This is a genomic window from Roseobacter sp. YIN89 (genome assembly GCF_057219365.1).
This window is the reverse complement of record NZ_JBXVVD010000002.1, coordinates 1,012,310-1,028,478: the sequence shown is the minus strand read 5'-3', so window position 1 is coordinate 1,028,478 and position 16,169 is coordinate 1,012,310. Positions and strand designations below refer to the sequence as shown.

15 protein-coding genes are annotated in these 16,169 nt (G+C 59.5%); 8 read left to right on the top strand and 7 right to left on the bottom strand.

Translation table 11 applies throughout. The annotated features are described in order from the left end of the window. Positions 1-29 precede the first annotated feature (29 nt). Genes AC2D8V_RS11250 through AC2D8V_RS11230 form a run of 5 tightly spaced genes read left to right on the top strand, consistent with a single transcriptional unit; the run spans position 30 to position 5,477 of the window. Positions 30-2,057, top strand: a complete 2,028-nt coding sequence (locus tag AC2D8V_RS11250) for a tripartite tricarboxylate transporter permease (protein ID WP_484733617.1) — start codon at positions 30-32, stop codon at positions 2,055-2,057. Positions 2,058-2,067: 10 nt separating this feature from the next. Beyond that, positions 2,068-3,132, top strand: a complete 1,065-nt coding sequence (locus AC2D8V_RS11245; RefSeq protein ID WP_484733616.1) for an isocitrate/isopropylmalate dehydrogenase family protein — start codon at positions 2,068-2,070, stop codon at positions 3,130-3,132. Next, on the top strand, positions 3,129-4,220 hold the full coding sequence (locus AC2D8V_RS11240) for a 4-oxalomesaconate tautomerase (protein WP_484733615.1): 1,092 nt from the start codon (positions 3,129-3,131) through the stop codon (positions 4,218-4,220). Before AC2D8V_RS11245 ends, AC2D8V_RS11240 begins: the two co-directional genes overlap by 4 nt. A 49-nt stretch (positions 4,221-4,269) precedes the next feature. Beyond that, complete coding sequence (locus AC2D8V_RS11235; protein WP_484733614.1) at positions 4,270-4,509, top strand: hypothetical protein; 240 nt, start codon at positions 4,270-4,272, stop codon at positions 4,507-4,509. After that, positions 4,506-5,477, top strand: coding sequence for a D-2-hydroxyacid dehydrogenase family protein (locus AC2D8V_RS11230; protein WP_484733613.1), 972 nt, complete (start codon positions 4,506-4,508; stop codon positions 5,475-5,477). Before AC2D8V_RS11235 ends, AC2D8V_RS11230 begins: the two co-directional genes overlap by 4 nt. 8 nt (positions 5,478-5,485) lie before the next feature. On the opposite strand, the gene AC2D8V_RS11225 is transcribed toward AC2D8V_RS11230, so the two are convergent. From AC2D8V_RS11225 to tcuA, 3 genes are read right to left on the bottom strand one after another with little or no spacing between them, the layout of a single operon-like run. Further along, the gene (locus AC2D8V_RS11225) at positions 5,486-6,172 is read right to left on the bottom strand and encodes a transporter substrate-binding domain-containing protein (RefSeq protein WP_484733612.1); all 687 of its coding nucleotides are present in this window, start codon (positions 6,170-6,172) and stop codon (positions 5,486-5,488) included. An 8-nt stretch (positions 6,173-6,180) separates the two neighbouring features. Then, positions 6,181-7,248 carry a tricarballylate utilization 4Fe-4S protein TcuB gene (gene tcuB, locus AC2D8V_RS11220; RefSeq protein WP_484733611.1) on the bottom strand — a complete coding sequence of 356 codons (1,068 nt, stop codon included), beginning with the start codon at positions 7,246-7,248 and terminating at the stop codon, positions 6,181-6,183. After that, positions 7,238-8,623, bottom strand: a complete 1,386-nt coding sequence (gene tcuA, locus AC2D8V_RS11215) for an FAD-dependent tricarballylate dehydrogenase TcuA (RefSeq protein WP_484733610.1) — start codon at positions 8,621-8,623, stop codon at positions 7,238-7,240. The genes tcuB and tcuA overlap by 11 nt, the downstream gene beginning before the upstream one ends. A 76-nt stretch (positions 8,624-8,699) precedes the next feature. On the opposite strand from tcuA, the gene AC2D8V_RS11210 reads away from it, so the two are divergent. Next, positions 8,700-9,668: a LysR family transcriptional regulator gene (locus AC2D8V_RS11210; RefSeq protein ID WP_484733609.1), complete on the top strand. Its 969-nt coding sequence runs from the start codon at positions 8,700-8,702 to the stop codon at positions 9,666-9,668. On the opposite strand, the gene AC2D8V_RS11205 is transcribed toward AC2D8V_RS11210, so the two are convergent. Next, positions 9,638-10,588, bottom strand: coding sequence for a formylglycine-generating enzyme family protein (locus AC2D8V_RS11205; RefSeq protein WP_484733608.1), 951 nt, complete (start codon positions 10,586-10,588; stop codon positions 9,638-9,640). The genes AC2D8V_RS11210 and AC2D8V_RS11205 overlap by 31 nt on opposite strands. 169 nt (positions 10,589-10,757) lie before the next feature. Between AC2D8V_RS11205 and AC2D8V_RS11200 the strand changes: the two genes are divergently transcribed. Then, complete coding sequence (locus tag AC2D8V_RS11200; protein WP_484733607.1) at positions 10,758-13,148, top strand: methyl-accepting chemotaxis protein; 2,391 nt, start codon at positions 10,758-10,760, stop codon at positions 13,146-13,148. 191 nt (positions 13,149-13,339) lie between these two features. Then, the gene (locus AC2D8V_RS11195) at positions 13,340-13,984 is read left to right on the top strand and encodes an SGNH/GDSL hydrolase family protein (RefSeq protein ID WP_484733901.1); all 645 of its coding nucleotides are present in this window, start codon (positions 13,340-13,342) and stop codon (positions 13,982-13,984) included. On the opposite strand, the gene AC2D8V_RS11190 is transcribed toward AC2D8V_RS11195, so the two are convergent. Genes AC2D8V_RS11190 through comD form a run of 3 tightly spaced genes read right to left on the bottom strand, consistent with a single transcriptional unit; the run spans position 13,981 to position 16,149 of the window. Beyond that, positions 13,981-15,087 carry an alpha-hydroxy acid oxidase gene (locus tag AC2D8V_RS11190; RefSeq protein ID WP_484733606.1) on the bottom strand — a complete coding sequence of 369 codons (1,107 nt, stop codon included), beginning with the start codon at positions 15,085-15,087 and terminating at the stop codon, positions 13,981-13,983. The two genes, AC2D8V_RS11195 and AC2D8V_RS11190, sit on opposite strands and share 4 nt — an antisense overlap. Before the next feature lie 4 nt (positions 15,088-15,091). Beyond that, positions 15,092-15,646 carry a sulfopyruvate decarboxylase subunit beta gene (gene comE / locus AC2D8V_RS11185; protein WP_484733605.1) on the bottom strand — a complete coding sequence of 185 codons (555 nt, stop codon included), beginning with the start codon at positions 15,644-15,646 and terminating at the stop codon, positions 15,092-15,094. After that, positions 15,643-16,149: a sulfopyruvate decarboxylase subunit alpha gene (comD, locus tag AC2D8V_RS11180; protein ID WP_484733604.1), complete on the bottom strand. Its 507-nt coding sequence runs from the start codon at positions 16,147-16,149 to the stop codon at positions 15,643-15,645. The genes comE and comD overlap by 4 nt, the downstream gene beginning before the upstream one ends. Positions 16,150-16,169: the final 20 nt, after the last annotated feature.

Sequence of the window (16,169 nt, the reverse complement as noted above, 5' to 3'; positions counted from 1 at the left end):
TTGCTCAAGTAAAGGGAGGGGGCGAAGCCATGGAAGTAATCATGGAGGCGTTGCCGGCTCTGTCTGACGCTTGGGCGTTGATATTGCAGCCGATAGTACTGGGTTACCTTGTTTTGGGCGTGGTCATGGGGTTGTGCATCGGGGTTTTTCCCGGGCTTGGCGGGATCGCGGGTCTGTCGCTGCTCTTGCCGTTTATGTTCGGCATGGACCCGATCCTTGGCCTCGCGCTGATGGTCGGCATGGTCGCGGTGGTGCCTACCTCTGATACCTTTGCATCGGTTTTGATGGGCATACCGGGATCTTCGGCGAGCCAGGCAACCGTGCTCGATGGCTTTCCCATGGCGAAGAAGGGCAAGGCCGCACGCGCTTTGTCCGCAGCTTTTGCGTCGTCGCTTTTCGGCGGGCTTGTCGGTGCGACCTTCCTGACCGGCTTTATTCTGATCGCACGCCCGATCGTGTTGGAATTCCGCACACCGGAACTATTGATGATCACGATCTTCGGTTTGTCGATGGTCGGAATCCTCGCGGGGCGCGTGGCGATAAAAGGTCTGGTGGCTGCGGGACTTGGCATGCTGGTCGGCACCATCGGCGAGGGCGCGTCGTCAGGTGATTTGCGGATGTCGTCATACGACTTTCCCTACCTCACGGACGGGCTGAAGCTGGTCATCGTCGGGCTGGGGATTTTTGCAATTCCCGAGATCATTTCCCTGCTGCGGCGTGACCGCGCCATTTCATCCGAGCCGCAACTCGGCGGCGGCTGGTTCGAAGGTGTGCGGGACTGGTTTGCCAATATCTGGTTGTCCGTGCGGTGCTCGATCATCGGTGTGATCGTCGGTGTCATTCCCGGGCTGGGCGGGTCGGTTGTGGATTGGATCGCCTATGGCCACGCCGTTCAGACGACCAAGGACAAGTCGAACTTCGGTAATGGCGAAGTGCGCGGCGTGATCGGGCCGGAAAGCTCGAACAACGCCAAAGAAGGCGGCGGTCTGGTGCCAACGCTGCTCTTCGGCATTCCCGGATCCGGCTCGATGGCGATTTTCATCGGTGCGATCGCGCTGCTGGGTTCGGGCCAGATTGAGGTCGGGCCCGCCATGCTGCAGAACAACCTCGACATTACCTATTCGATCGTTTGGCTGTTGGCGCTGGCCAATGTTGTTGGCACGGTGATCTGTATCGCGGCATCGGGTGGCATCGCCAAGCTGACAACGATCCGGTTCGTCCTGCTGGCGCCGTTCCTGTTCATGATCATCAGTTTTGCAGCGTTCCAATCGGGACAAAACCTGATGGATCTCGTTGCGCTCTTTGGCATCGGGCTGTTGGGCATTCTGATGCGACGGTTCGACTGGTCGCGGCCCGCCTTCCTGATTGGCTTTGTTCTCTCGACACCCGCAGAGAACTACGCAAACCAGGCCGTTCAGATCGCCTCATCGCGGTTCCGCAAAGGCTTTGGCGAAGGGCTCGATTATATCTTTTCGCCGATCGTGATTGTTCTGCTGATCATCACGGTAATTTCCGTCGTGCTGGGGCTGCGTCAGGCCAAGAACATCATGGCAGAGGGCGACGTACAGTCCGGCTCGAAACGGGCGCCGTTTATTTTCCTGATGGCGGTGACGGCATACATCGCCTACGCCTTCTACGACGCGGCGTCCATTCCGTCCTACAGCCGCGACAGGGTGTTCCCGATGTTCGTCGCCGGTGTCTGTCTGGTCGGGTGTGTTGCTCTGATTGCACGCATGATGCTGAAACCGGAAACCGATACGATCTTTGCCGACCGTGAAAGGGAAGGCGACGACGCAGAATCGACGTACGGGCTTTGGTCAACGCTGATCTGGTTTGCCGCGCTTCTTGTACTGACTTCGCTGCTGGGATTCATTCTCGCGCTGGCGATATTCCTGTTCACATTCATGAAGCTGCGCGCGCGACTGCCCGCGGGGCTGGCAGCCGCATACACGGCCGCAGGCATCTGCTTTATGTGTTTCATGGCTTGGTTGTTGAACCGCGATTTCCCGCCCGGGCTGCTGCAAGAGTATGTTGATCTGCCCTGGCCGCTGACCTGACGGTCTGGCCATGGCCGCGATGAAGCTTCTCTGTCTTGCTGGTGACGGGATCGGCCCCGAGATCATGGCCGCCACGCTGCAGGTGCTGGACGCGGTGCATGATGCGTTGACCCTACCTGTCGAAACAGTGCACGCCGATATCGGATTTGTTGCCCTGAGCCAGACAGGGTCCACGCTGCCCGACAGCGTGCTCGAGACCGCCAGACAATGCGATGCCGTACTGTTGGGGCCGGTCTCTCACAACGACTACCCGCCTGTTGAAGCTGGCGGGATCAACCCGTCAGGCGTTTTGCGAAAGGCATTGGACCTTTACGCAAACATTCGGCCAGCGCATCGCTGGGACGGGCTGGCGCCGGCCGCACAAAAGCCAATCGATCTCATTGTGGTACGTGAAAATCACGAAGGGTTTTATGCCGATCGCAACATGCACCTCGGCCCCGGCGAGTTCATGCCGGTGCCCGGCGTGGCGCTGGCCATCAGGCGCATCACAACCGAAGCCAGTCTGAGGATCGCAAAGCGCGCATTCGCCATCGCAGCGACGCGTCCGGCGCGCAAGGTGGCCGCCATTCACAAGGCGAATGTCATGCGCGTTTCTGATGGGCTTTTTCTGGATGTCGTGCGCGGTGTTGCAGCGCAGCACCCTGACGTTGCTTACGAGGAAATTCTGGTTGACGCGGCTGCCGCGCATTTGGTTCGGCAACCAGACAGGTTCGACGTCATTGTCACCACCAACATGTTCGGAGATATCCTGTCTGATCTGGCCTCAGAACTGGCGGGTGGCCTCGGCCTTGCGGGGTCGTTGAATGTTGGTCCGTGTCACGTCGCGGCGCAGGCCCAACATGGGTCGGCGCCGGATATCGCGGGCAGGGACCTTGCTAATCCGGTATCGCTTATTCTATCGCTCGAGATGCTCTTGCGTCACAAGAAACAAGAACAGGCAGCCGATCTCATTCGCAAAGCCGTTGCAGACGCGCTGGCGCACCCGAACACGCGAACGGTGGATCTGGGCGGTACGTTGGGCACAGCGGCCTTTGCCGACGGTGTCGCGTCATATGTCAAAAGGGGACTTTCATGACACAAGCAGCCATTCCCTTTCTTTTCATGCGTGGGGGTACATCGCGGGGGCCGTACCTAAAGCGGGACGACCTTCCGGCGGACGAGGCAACATTGGCGCGGGTTCTGATTGCCATGGTCGGGGCAGGGCACCCGCTGAACATCGACGGGATCGGCGGCGGGGCGGCCGTCACCACCAAGGTGGCCATGCTGTCGCGGTCAGCCGACAGCTGGGCGGATATTGATTACTTCTTTGCGCAGGTGAGCGTCGAAGAGGAACTCGTCGATTTCAAACCCACCTGCGGAAACATCCTGTCTGGCGTGGGCCCCGCGGCCATCGAGATGGGTTTGATTGATGCGCAGAACGGGGAAACGCAGGTGAACATTCTTGCGGTGAATACCGGCGCTCGGGTCGAGGCAACTGTCCAGACCCCGGGTGGCAGCGTGTGCTACGAAGGTGATGCGCAGATTGATGGCGTGCCAGGAACGGCCGCGCCGGTTGCCCTGCAGTTTCGCGATACCGTGGGGGGCGTCACGGGCGCATTTCTTCCCACCGGCAATCTGATCGACGAGATCGACGGCGTCCCGGTGACATGCATGGACGTTGCCATGCCCATTGTTATCGCGCGCGCAGAAAGCTTTGGTCTGAGTGGTTACGAGTCTGCGGCAGAACTGGACGATAATGCGGCGTTCTCTGCGCGCATGGAGCCTATTCGTCGCAAAGCGGGTGCCCTGATGGGCATGGGTGATGTGTCCAGTTCGGTCACGCCAAAGTTTGGTCTGCTGGCTCCGGCGAAAGAGGGCGGCACGATTGCCACGCGGTACTTTATGCCGTGGAAATGCCACCCGACAATGGCCGTTACAGGCGCGCAATGTCTCGCGTCATGCGTGCTGACACCGGGCACGGTGGCCGATGGGTTGGCATCGGTACCAAACGAGGCGCCTGCCACCATCAGGCTTGAGCACGCCTCCGGCGTTATCGAGGTTGTGGTGTCTTTTGAAAATGCAGAAGACGGCTTTAAGTTGAACTCAGCAGGTTTGGTGCGCACCGCGCGGAAACTGGCCGCAGGCGAGGTCTTTGTACCGAAGCGTATCTGGGCTTGCGATTGACCTATGCGCAAAATTGTATACTGTAGTATACAATTTGGAGGAAGTGACCATGAGACAGGAATACACCATGTCGATCCACGCCGCACAGGCTGCGCTGACGGCTGCACGCGACGCCTTGAACGCGGAAATATCCGGTTATCCCACGCCGATTTCCGGCTGTGATGCGCAGTTCAATCACCTGCTGGCGGAACGTCAAAAGGTACAAAAGGCACTGCATGCGCTTGAGGCAACTGTGTTCGTGCCGACACCGCGTACGCCCACGCCGCTGGCAGGGGTCGAAAGCCGGTGAAAGTTCATATCCTTGACGATTGGTTCGATACGCTGCGCGGATTGCCGTGTTATGAGAAACTGGCCGGCCACGACGTTACCGTCTGGACCGACCATGAACCGGACCCGCTGCGTCTTTCGGAACGGATCAGAGAAGCCGAAGCGCTGGTTCTGTTCCGGGAAAGAACAAAGATCGGTGCCGACTTGCTAGACCGGGTGCCAAACCTGAAACTGATCTCGCAACGCAGCGTCTATCCACACATTGATGTCGACGCGTGCACGGCCAATGATGTGCTGCTGTGTTCCAACATGCATTCAGACACGCCGTCCTACGCAGCGGCAGAGATGACGCTGGGGCTGATCCTTGCCAGCTTTCGCCAAATCCCACAGCAGGCCACCTCTCTCAAATCCGGTCAATGGCAGAGCGGTGTCGGTCGCAGCCTGCGCGGACGCACGCTTGGACTGTACGGATATGGGCGGATAGCCGGCGCTGTTGCAACCTATGCAAAGGCGCTTGGCCTGAAGGTCCAATGGTGGTCGTCCGAGGCAGGACGCGCGCGCGCGACAGCGGACGGAGAGACCGTCGCCGCATCGCGTCACGACTTCTTTGCGACCTCTGATATCGTAAGCGTACACGTCCGGCTCAAACCGGAAACACGCGGCATCATAACAGCAGATGACCTTGCGGCGATGCAGCCTCGCGCGCTTTTTGTGAACACCTCGCGGTCCGGTCTGGTCGCGCAAGGCGCGCTGGAGGCCGAGATTGCCAAGGGCCACCTTCACGCCGCAGTGGATGTCTTTGATACCGAACCGCTGCGCGACACCGCGCACCCTCTTTTGACACATCCCAATGTGCTGGCCACGCCGCATATCGGATATGTCACCGAGGACGAGTTCGATCTGCAATTCTCCGACATCTTTGATCAGATCGTCGCCTATTCGAATGGCGCGCCGATCAATATGATTAATCCGTCGGTCTACACCACCTGAACGCGCTCTTACGCAGAGATTTGGTCTGCGACAAACCCGTCATCCAGCGCACGCGCGACAAATCCATCCAGTGCGGGCAGCACGGGGTGCCCTTGATGCGGCAAAACCATTGCCTGCTCCACCTTGGTCAGGACGCCCGGCAGAATGCGGATGTTGTCGTCAGTGCCGAATGCTTGCGCCAGCGACGCCCTGACGCCTGCAACTGCATCCCATGTGCCTGCGCGAAACGCGCGAAAACTGTCAGGCGGCGTTCCGAGCCGCTCTAACGTCGCCTGTTCGAGGGTTTTGGTCAGGTGCATATCATAAGCGGACCCTTGGGAGGTCAGGATACGGACCCCCTGTTGGTCAAGGTCGCCAACGTGCTGATAGGGCGCGTCTGAACGGACGGCGTAAGTCGCCTCGATTGTGTGGTAAGGTCTTGTAAAGGCGATTTTCTCTGCGCGTTTATCGTCGATTGCGAGAAACGCGATGTCCCAGACATCCTTGTGCGCATCGGCAAATACAGGCCCCGCGCCAGTGTAGACGACAGGCTGCAAGCGGGCGCCGATTTCATCCGCCAGCCGCTGGGCCAAGGCGGGGCTGACGCCGCTCAGGCTGTCACCATCTTGGCGCACCAGCGCTTTGTTGCCCGTATTGATCGCGGCCCGCAATACGCCACTGGGAGCGAGCGAATTCAGATCGTTTGTCTCGGTCATTCTTTGTTTTAATCCGTGCGCGCGAGGGCCGCTTCTCTGGTCAGTGCGGCCATCCTGTAAAATCCATGTGCCATCTTGGAATAGGGTGTGAGCAGGAAAAAGGCCAGCACCGTACCCAGATGGACCGGCAGCAACCACGCCACCGCCCCAGTGCCAGTCGCAGCATAAAGCATCAATCCCGTTGCGCTGACAGCAAACAGCAGGGCAACAAATGCCATCTCGCCTCCCCAGATACGCGCCACACCCAGATGCGGGTCCGCCTTGGTCTTAAGGTAGGCCAGCCCGCCAGTGCCAAGGCATAACAGCAGGCCGCCTGGCACGCCCAAAAGCTTGGGCAGGCTGAACAAGCTGTAGGGCGCTTGCAGTCCAAAACCGTAGTGCAGCACTGTCCCGCTGGAGGTTGCGGCGAAACACAGCAAAAAGCCGTAAAGGGTGGCTTGATGGAAATGGCGCCGCGCATGGCTGAAACGGTCTTCGTCTTCGAAATTGCATCCGTCGCCGTGCCCGCCTTCAAGGTTTTTCATCCTGCCTGCGGAACGCAGTGCCGCCATGACATCGCGCAATTGCACAGCACCGCCGCCGATACTGCGCCAATACCCGCGAACAGAGACAGCAACAGCCATCAAGGGCAACACAAAGGCTGGGGCAAAGACTGCAACCATCAGGCCGTGGGAAATATAGGCGTAGAACCCGTCGCCCGATGTCGGCGCCACGGCTGTGGCCAGCGCGAACATGATCGCAATGAACGCACAAAGTGCCACGGCAATCGCGCCACCTGCACGTTCAAATATCTGCGCAAAACCGGCGGGCCATGCATGTGCCTTCCAACTGTCGTGGCGCACTTCGGCCAGCGCTTTGGGCAGATTGAGGTCGAATTCATGCGGTGCCGTGTACTGGCAGGCGTAATAGCACCCACGGCAGTTATGGCAGAGGTTCGCCAAATGGGTAATGTCACCGTCGGCAAAGCTGCGCGTACGATGCAACGCCGGAAAAACAGAGCAGTAGCCCTCGCAGTATCGGCAGGCATTACAGATCTCGGCTTGCCGGCGCGCCTCGTCGATCAGGTCAGTTTGCATATCGTGCAGCCTCCTCTCCTGCGATCCGCCCGAAAACCGTGCCAATCGTCATGCCGAAACCGGCCAGATATCCTTCGCCCAGAATTGAACCGGCCATTGTCTCGCCCGCAGCCCAAAGGTTGGTCACCGGTCGGTTGCCGACCGCGCATTGCGCGTTCTCATCCACTTTCAGACCGAGATACGTAAAGGTGACACCCGTACGCAGCGAATAACCAAAGTAGGGTGGTGTGTTGATGGGACGCGCCCAGTTGGTTTTGGGCGGGTTAACACCTGCGGTGGCGACACCGTCCAGTTCGGTCGGCTTGAACCCGGATGCGTCGCCGCAGGCGGCGTTAAAGCTGTCAACTGTCGCGCGGACCTCGGCGGCGGGCAATCCCATCGCCTCTGCCAACCCGTCCAGCGTATCAGCCTGCACCGGCGGAAAGACAGACGGCATGAACAAGTCGCGGGCCTTGGCGTCGATGATGGCATAGGCCACCTGATCCGGCTGCGCTGCCACAAGGCGCCCCCAGATGGCATAGCGCTTTGGCCAGACGTCTTCGCCTTCGTCGTAAAAGCGTTTGCCGTCGCGGTTGACCACAATCGAAAAGGGGACGCAATCAAGCCGGGTAACGATCCCGCCGTCGTATTTGGGCGCGCGCCCGTCGATCGCCACAGCATGGCACTGTGTAGGGTCGCCCACCTGTTCGATGTTCTGGTCCAGCAGATCGGCCAGAACGACGCCGCGGTTATACGGCGTGCCTCGGATCAAAAAGTTCTGCGCCGCTGGCCCCCACGCGCGCGTCAGCCAATCAAGATCGGCCTGAAACCCTCCCGAAGCCACCACCACAGCCTTGGGTGTCAGCCGCGTGTTCTTTCCGTTTTGTGTGTAATCCAACCAGACGACCAGCCCGTCCTGTACTTCGACATGGGTGACCTGCGCCTCGTATTCGACCCCGACGCCAAGGCGCTGGGCCGTGCGGTAATAGGCATTGACCAAACCTTTGCCACCGCCAAGAAAAAATGCGTTGGTACGCGCCAGCGACAGTGTTCCTGACAGTGACGGTTGAAAGCGGACACCGCGTTCCTGCATCCAGTTCAGACATCCCTCCGACCGTCTGATGGCCAATCGTGCCAGATGTTCATCGGTTTTACCGCCCGTGACTTTTAGCAGGTCTTCAAAGTATTCATCTTCGCTGTAGCTGTCGGTCAGTGGGCCTAAAGGGCCGTTGTGCATACATCTGAAATTTCGGGTGTGGCGCGAGTTGCCGCCGCGATATGCCTTTGGCGCCGCTTCAAGGATCAGAACGCGCGCGCCGGTTTCGGCTGCGGTGATTGCGGCACAAAGTGCGGCGTTGCCTCCGCCAATGACGACGATGTCTGCTTTTTGTGTCATATCAGTAACCCTCCATGTGTGCTTACAAGAGCCAGATAATTTTGACCAATGCATAGTTGCTTGATATTCATGCGATATGCGTATCAATTTTGATTTTACGGATTTGGAAACCTTTCTCGCGGTCTATGATGGCGGCTCGTTTCACGCCGCATCTGATCTGCTTGGTCTGTCGCAACCTTCAATATCGCGTCGCATCAGCAAACTGGAATCAGCCCTTGATACCGCTCTGTTCGACCGGACAACCCGCGCGGTCAGCCCGACACTTGCGGCGAAACGACTGAAGGTACGGGCCGAGGTGATACTGGGCGAAACACGCGAAACCGCGCGTTCGTTGCGTGATGAAAGCGTGACCTACCAACACCAGCGCGCCAAAACGCTGACTGTCGCGGCTATTCCCACCGTGGTCTCCGGGCTGCTTGCGCCCGCCATCTTGCAGACGCGCCGCCTGTTCCCCGCCCTTCGCGTCCGTATTCTTGATTGCGCCGCGAACGAAGCCGCCGAAGCCGTGGCACAGGGTGATGCCGATCTAGCGGTTTGCCCGGTTCCTGCGCACCAGCCCGGCACGGTGTTTGACCTGCTTTTCAATGATCAGATGGTCATGGCTGTTTTGCCGGATCATCCTTTTACGTCGCGCGCGGCAATCGCATGGTCCGAGCTTTCTGGCGAAAAGCTCATTTTGCCGACGCGGGGCACAGGGAACCGGATGCTCATTGACGATGCGCTGGCGCGCGCGGGCCTGCCGATGCCCTGGGATATCGAAGTTGCCCGCTCCACCACGGCGCTTGATCTGGTATCGCGCGGCTGTGGCGTCGCTCCCGTCCCCAGTTCAGCGATCGCTGCACATAACCGCGCTGACATCGCCGGTTGTCCGGTGATCAGCCCTGAAGTTTCCCGACCCATCGGTGTGCTGACGCGCGCGGGCCGCAGGACGGACGAGCTTTTCGGCGCGTTTGCCAAAATCCTGTCGCGGTTGGCCGAACAAAGCCATCCGAGCGACCGCGACCTGCGTCAGTCTCAGTCTGGCCAGATCACGCGAAAACCCTGATGTGTCGCGGTACTATCGGGGGATACGCCGGAGCGTGCAGCAATCCGGTAGCGGTAGCAGTATGATTTATGGCACAGGAACGACCCGCCTTTTGACAGCTTGTAGCCTTTCATCGATGCCAGCCGCGCCTTTACGGCTTTTTTGAGAGAGGGGATGCGAAAGGGGTCAGCCGTCCACTCCCAAACATTGCCGACCATGTTGTACAGCCCATAGCCGTTCGGGACAAAACTTTGGGCTGGTGCAGTCGTCCGGTATCCGTCTGCTGTGGTGTTGTGCTTGGGAAAGTCACCCTGCCAGATGTTGCAAGGAAGGTGCTGCGTGTCATCCGGCTCCTCAACACCCCAAGGGAACCGTACATCGCCCAAACCGCCGCGCGCGGCGTGTTCCCACTCCGCCTCTGTGGGAAGCCTGCCGCCTGCCCATTTTGCATAGGCCTGAGCGTCGCGCCACGATACCTGAACCACGGGATGATCCGGATGCCACGCTGCGGCACGTGTATCGGGGCCGTTGATGTCACGCCAATTGGCCCCGTCGACACGGCGCCACCACGGCGCATCACGGACGGCTTGCGTGTCTCCAACCGTTTCGGGCACTTCGCTCCAAAAAACAAATGACCAGCCGATCCGCTCTGCTTCGCTAATATAGCCGGTCTCGCGGACAAAATCGCTGAACTGAGCGTTGGTTACGCATGTGGGTGCCATCCGAAACGGCGCGATAGTCCGGCGCCGAAGCGGGCTTTCTCCGTCATCGACAATTTCAGCGTTCTGCGTGCCGGTCATGCCGGTGCCGCCCGGTATGCGTACCGCCGCCGCACGAAAAGTCGCGCCATGTTGTGCTGGCGGCAGGTGTTGCGGCGCTGCGGGAACGGTAACATCACGCGCAGGGGTGCAACACAGCTTTGATGCCGTGCGCCGGGTCATTTTCGGGAAGGTCTCGGTTTCATAGCGCTTGTCTAACCGCTGATGCGCCTGTGGTCACTATGGAACACGTGAGCGTGCCAAAACACGTGATGTGGTGGCCGTTCACACTTTGGAAAAGAAATGACCTTAAGCCTGAAAGCCTCACCTGAAGACAATTGCAAGGCGTTCCGTGCTGGCTGACAAACCAATTGCCAAACAGATTTCCCGCATCAGTCTGATGTTGCTCGGCGGTCTGCTCCTGCTGTCGGTTTTTGCTGTCACGACAAGCTTTTCACTGAAATCGGTGTTCACTCAGTATCGGCAGGCAGCGCTGGCAACGACCGCTGCCAACCTGATCTTCGAAGACGTATTCGAGGCCCGCACGGCGGCGCTTCAATGGTCTCTCACCGAAAGCGCGGCAGATGCACAGGCCTTTCGCGAAAACATTGCCGAGCTGAAAGCGGCAGAAGCCGATCTTGCGGAGACTGGCGGGGGCATCGATTTTTCCTCTGCCTTTGCGCAGCTAGGCGCTGAAATCGCTGAATTTGAAAGGTTTTTCAGTGAGATGGTGGCGGCGCGTGCGGCGTATCAACAAGTGGAGGCAGCGCTTTCTTCCGCCGGTCTCGATGCGCGCCGCGCTTTGAGCGACATCATGAACGCCGCCTTTTCAAGCGGCAACACCCAAGCGGCATCACTTGCGGGTCAGGCTCAGCAGGCCTTGATGCTGGGGCAATACTATTTGGAGAAATTCCTCCTCACGAAAGAGGGGGAGTTTTTTGACCGATCCGTTTCTGAAATCAATGAGGCTGCGGAGCGTATCGACGCGGTGCAGGCTGCGCTCACCGACCCCGATTTTCGTGACACGGCGCAGTCAGCGCAAGCGCAGGTCGCGGTCTTTGCACAGAACAAGGCCGTCGTGGCGCGTGCAGTCGCGTCCTATGTAGAAGCCGAGCGGAACAAAAACCTGATCGGACAAAAACTGCTCACAGATGTCGATGCATTCACCGACATTGCTGTCGCGCGGCAGGCGCAGCTAGGGCCACGGGGCATTGCGATCTCCAATTGGTTTGTCGTGTTCGTCTGCGTGACGGCTGCAGTGATCTTCTTTGCAGGGTGGCATGTCGCGCGAAAGCTGTCGCTGCGCATATCTCGCGACGTCGAGCAAGCCGCCGAGACGATGTCGCGCATTGCGGATGGTGACCTCGACGCACCGGTAGACGACACGCAGGCCGAAAATGAAGTCGGCCGTATCGCGCGGGCGCTGGAGGTGTTCAAGCAAAACGGCAAGGCCGCGATCGCCGCCGAGGCGCGCGAAAAGCAGGCCGAACTCGACCGCAGGGACGCTGAAGCCTTGCAAAAGCAACAACAGCAGGCCCAGCAGGATGCCGCGCGCGCCGAAGCGGAGGTACTGCGCCAAGCAATGATAGCCGAACTCACAACATCCGTGGGACAGGTCGTAACGGCGGCGTCTGCCGGCGATTTCTCGCAACGGGTCGATGCAACATTTTCTGGCGCTGCGCTGACGTCGCTGGCAGAGGGTGTGAATACGCTTGTCGCTAGTGTTGGGGAGGGGTTGGTCGAAACCGGGCGTGTGATGGAAAAGGTGGCGACAGGCGATCTGGGAGAGCGGATGCAGGGCGAATTTCGCGGCGCTTTCAAAAACCTGCAAAGCAATACCAATGAGATGATCGCATCCCTGCAGTCGCTCATCAATGATATTTCAGGCAGTTCGGCGAATCTGTCCGGCGCGTCAAGCGAGATGCAGCAAACGGCGGAAACCCTGTCAAAACAAGCCGAACAGAATGCAGCGTCCCTTGAGCAAACCTCCGCCGCCCTCGAAGAGCTGACCGTCAGCATCCAACAGGTGGGTGACAATGTGGCCGAGGCGACCGAAAATGCGCGTGTCGTCAGCTCAACCGCTCAATCCAGCAGCGCCGTGGCCGCGGATGCAGCGGCTGCGATGGCCCAGATTTCGGATGCCTCCAAGGAAATCGCGAAAGTCGTGACCGTTATCAACGACATTGCGTTTCAGATTAACTTGCTGGCACTGAATGCAGGCGTTGAAGCCGCACGGGCAGGGGATGCCGGGCGCGGATTTTCCGTCGTGGCATCTGAGGTGCGGCAACTGGCGCAAAGGGCGGGGGAAGCGGCCAAGGAAATCGATGTCGTGATCGCCCGCAGCGATCAGGCTGTGTCGGACGGCGTGGCCAAGGTCACCAACGCACAGCAATCGCTGGACACGATTTCCAGCAGTGTGCATGGCGTGACCCAACGCATCGAAGAAATCTCCGGGGCGATCTCGGAACAGGTCAACGGCATCGGAGAAATCAACAGTGCTGTTGCACAAATAGACAGCAATATGCAAAAGCAGGCCGCAGCATTCGAAGAAGTCACTGCCGCCAGTACGGTGTTGTCCAGCGAAGCCGCGGCTTTGAAAAAATCGACGCAGCATTTCAAAACAGGCGCCAGCGTCTATCGTCTTGCGCGCCCGAAAGCGGCGCGTCCTGATGTGTCGCGCAGGGCGCAACCGCGACCTGCGGCTGCGCCTTTTGATGGGGCCCTTGCGGCTGATCTGACCTGATGGGAGGAGTTCTAGAAGGCCCGTGCCTATACTTGACTTAAGTGACTGAAAACGTTTCAAAGATCGGTGGGAGAAGATCCTTGAGAATGCACTATTTGATGCGCGCCCGTCGTCGAATTCCTTGTCCCGAACACCGCGGCCCTTTTCGGTTTCGACACCTGCGCCGAGCCTTCGCCTTGCTGCTGAGCGTGATGCTGACGCTCGCCGCTTGTACCGAAGCTGTGCCACGCTCTGATGCACCGCGCATCCTTGCCATGGGCGATTCAATGCTGGCATGGCGCGGTAATTCAGGCGGTGCCGTTTCGGACGAGGTGGAGCGGCTGCTGGGCGAGCAGGTAATTGACCGCTCTGTGATCGGGGCCCGCGTGTTTTATGCGCTGCCCATCACAGGTGCGATGGGGATGAATATTGCCAAGCAGTACCGCCCCGGCCCGTGGGAATGGATCATTCTCAATGGCGGTGGCAATGATCTCTGGTTTGGTTGTGGTTGCCAGCGCTGTGATCGAAAGATGGCGCGCATGATCGCGCCAGATGGCACGACCGGTAGTATCCCCGAGATGATCCGCGACTTGCGCGGCACCGGTGCGCAGGTCATTTACGTGGGGTACCTGCGCAGCCCGGGGATCGGGTCGCTCGTCGATAACTGCCGCAATGAAGGCAATGAGTTCGAGCGCCGGCTTGCAACCTTTGCTCAGGCAGATCCCGGGGTGCATTTCGTGTCGCTTGCGGATCTTGTGCCGCATGGCGACCGCTCGTATCACGCCGCTGACATGATCCACCCTTCCGCCAAAGCAAGTCGGGCAATCGCTGCGCGGATTGCCCGGATCATCCGCTAGTTCTGGCCGTGCCCCGGCATCCGCGTCAGCCCCATCTGCGCCAGTGTCAGACTGGCCTCCTCGGCCAGCAAGTCCCAAAAGCGGGCCAGGCCCTCGCGCCCGCCAGCCGCGATTGCAAACTGCATGGCCCTGCCAAAAAAAACAAAGTCAGCCCCCATGGTATAGGCCTTTACCACATCTTCGCCTGATCGCAGCCCGGTGTCGTAAAACAGCGGATAGTCGGGGCCGAGGGCTTTGCGAATACGGTTCAGGGCAAGGATCGGGGGTGGAGCGCTGTCAAGCTGTCGCCCGCCGTGGGTCGAGACCTGTATCGCGTCGACCCCGGCCTCGCGCAACCGCAACGCATCCTGCACATCGGTCACGCCTTTGGCCACAAGATGCCCGTCCCAGCTGTCGCGCAGGCGGGCGAGGAAATCCCAGTCGGCACGCGCGCGGCTCTCCGTGCGGTCAAACGTGAACCCTTCCATCTGGAAATTTGCAAGATCTGGCGCGCCCGCCATCAAAGAAGACAGGGACCATCGCGGATGCAGCGCAAAATCGATGAATTGCAGGGGGCCGATCCGGAAGGGCATCTTGAACCCGCGCCGCAACTCGCGCGGGCGGCGGCCCACCTCTGGCACATCCAGTGTCATGACCAGCGTCTTGTAACCGGCAGCCTTGGCCCGCTCCACCAGCTTGGCCGTGCCCGACCCGTCACCGGAAAAATACAGCTGAAACCAAGCGTGCCCCTCGGCCTCTTCGATCATGGTTTCCAAAGATGTCGATGCGACCGTTGATACGCCTACGGGCACCTGATGCTGCGCGGCAATCCGGGCCAGCATGATATCAGCGCCGGGGCCGGACAGATTGCACATCCCCATAGGGCTGATGCCAAAGGGCACCTTGCCGGCATGCCCCAGCACATCAACGCCCAGATCGCGCTGCGAGACATCGACAAGTACGCGCGGCTGCAGTTCGATATCACGCAGGGCCGCAAGGTTTCGGGCCTCTGCCGTGCCTTTGCCCGCAGCACCGTCGATGTAATCAAACACCATCCACGGCAGACGCCGCCGCGCTAACCTGCGGGCGTCGTCATAGCTGTGGATGGCGTTCGCCCCTCCCATGGGATCAGGCTTTCACCGCTTCCATGAAACGGTGACGGATGACGACAGGGTCAAGCGTGATGACAGGCAGCTTGATGTTGCCGCTGTCACATTTGCTCACGATGATCGTCATCTTCTTGCTGTCGATCGCCTCTTGCAGAACCTGACCGGTGTCTTTGTCCTGACACTCGATCACGTTCTCGCAGCCGCATGCCTTGGCCACAGCCGCAAGCGAGGTTTTCTTGCCGGCGTAAGTGGGCTGGTCTCCGGTCGAGCCATAAGAGCCGTTATCGATGATCAGCAGGATATAGTTATCCGTGGGATTGTTGGCGATCGTCGGCAGGGTGCCAAAGTTGGTCAGAACAGACCCGTCGCCATCAATGGATATCACGGTCTTGTCCTGCGCCATGGCAAGGCCAAGCCCGATGGACGACGCCAGCCCCATGGTGCCCAACATATAGAAATTGGTGGGCTGGTCGTCGATCATGTGCAGCTCTTGGCTGGGCAAGCCGATGTTACATACGACCAACTGGTCACGCAGGATGGGCGCGATTTCGCGCAAAATTTCAGAACGGATCATTGGTCGCCATAGCCTCCCCAAAAGGACGCATCCGTCAGGATCGCCACAGGTTTGTTGCACATGAAGGTGTATTTCAGGATTTCCGGCAGCTCGCTGGCGTCCGCTTCCTTGTGGAAATGATAGGTGGGGATGTTCATCTGCGCCAAAAGCGCCTTTGTATGAACGGCCATCTCGACCTGACACGCCACCGGCTCACGCAGTTCTCCGCGATACGAGATCAGCATCGGCAGCGGCATCCGGTAAAACTGCGTCAGCGTGGCCAGCGTGTTGATTGTCACGCCAATGGCGGTGTTCTGCATGATAATGGCAGGCTTCTTGCCCCCCATCCACGCCCCCGCGCAAAGCCCCATGCCTTCGTCCTCTTTATTGGACGGCACATGGTGAATCTCGGGCCGCGCCTCGACCTCGTCGATCACGCCCGCAAGCTGCTTGCACGGCACGGTAGTGATGAATTCAACGCCTTCGGCGATGAAGTCATCCACGATTTTAGAGCTGATGGACACCTTTGGGTCTCTCCTCGTTC

Bases quoted from the DNA above. Each gene is read 5' to 3' on its own strand.
- AC2D8V_RS11250 (WP_484733617.1), top strand. From the start codon at position 30: ATGGAAGTAATCATGGAGGCGTTGCCGGCTCTGTCTGACGCTTGGGCG.
- AC2D8V_RS11245 (WP_484733616.1), top strand. From the start codon at position 2,068: ATGGCCGCGATGAAGCTTCTCTGTCTTGCTGGTGACGGGATCGGCCCC.
- AC2D8V_RS11240 (WP_484733615.1), top strand. From the start codon at position 3,129: ATGACACAAGCAGCCATTCCCTTTCTTTTCATGCGTGGGGGTACATCG.
- AC2D8V_RS11235 (WP_484733614.1), top strand. From the start codon at position 4,270: ATGAGACAGGAATACACCATGTCGATCCACGCCGCACAGGCTGCGCTG.
- AC2D8V_RS11225 (WP_484733612.1), bottom strand. From the start codon at position 6,172: ATGACCGAGACAAACGATCTGAATTCGCTCGCTCCCAGTGGCGTATTG.
- tcuB (WP_484733611.1), bottom strand. From the start codon at position 7,248: ATGCAAACTGACCTGATCGACGAGGCGCGCCGGCAAGCCGAGATCTGT.
- tcuA (WP_484733610.1), bottom strand. From the start codon at position 8,623: ATGACACAAAAAGCAGACATCGTCGTCATTGGCGGAGGCAACGCCGCA.
- AC2D8V_RS11210 (WP_484733609.1), top strand. From the start codon at position 8,700: ATGCGTATCAATTTTGATTTTACGGATTTGGAAACCTTTCTCGCGGTC.
- AC2D8V_RS11205 (WP_484733608.1), bottom strand. From the start codon at position 10,588: ATGACCCGGCGCACGGCATCAAAGCTGTGTTGCACCCCTGCGCGTGAT.
- AC2D8V_RS11195 (WP_484733901.1), top strand. From the start codon at position 13,340: ATGCTGACGCTCGCCGCTTGTACCGAAGCTGTGCCACGCTCTGATGCA.
- AC2D8V_RS11190 (WP_484733606.1), bottom strand. From the start codon at position 15,087: ATGGGAGGGGCGAACGCCATCCACAGCTATGACGACGCCCGCAGGTTA.
- comE (WP_484733605.1), bottom strand. From the start codon at position 15,646: ATGATCCGTTCTGAAATTTTGCGCGAAATCGCGCCCATCCTGCGTGAC.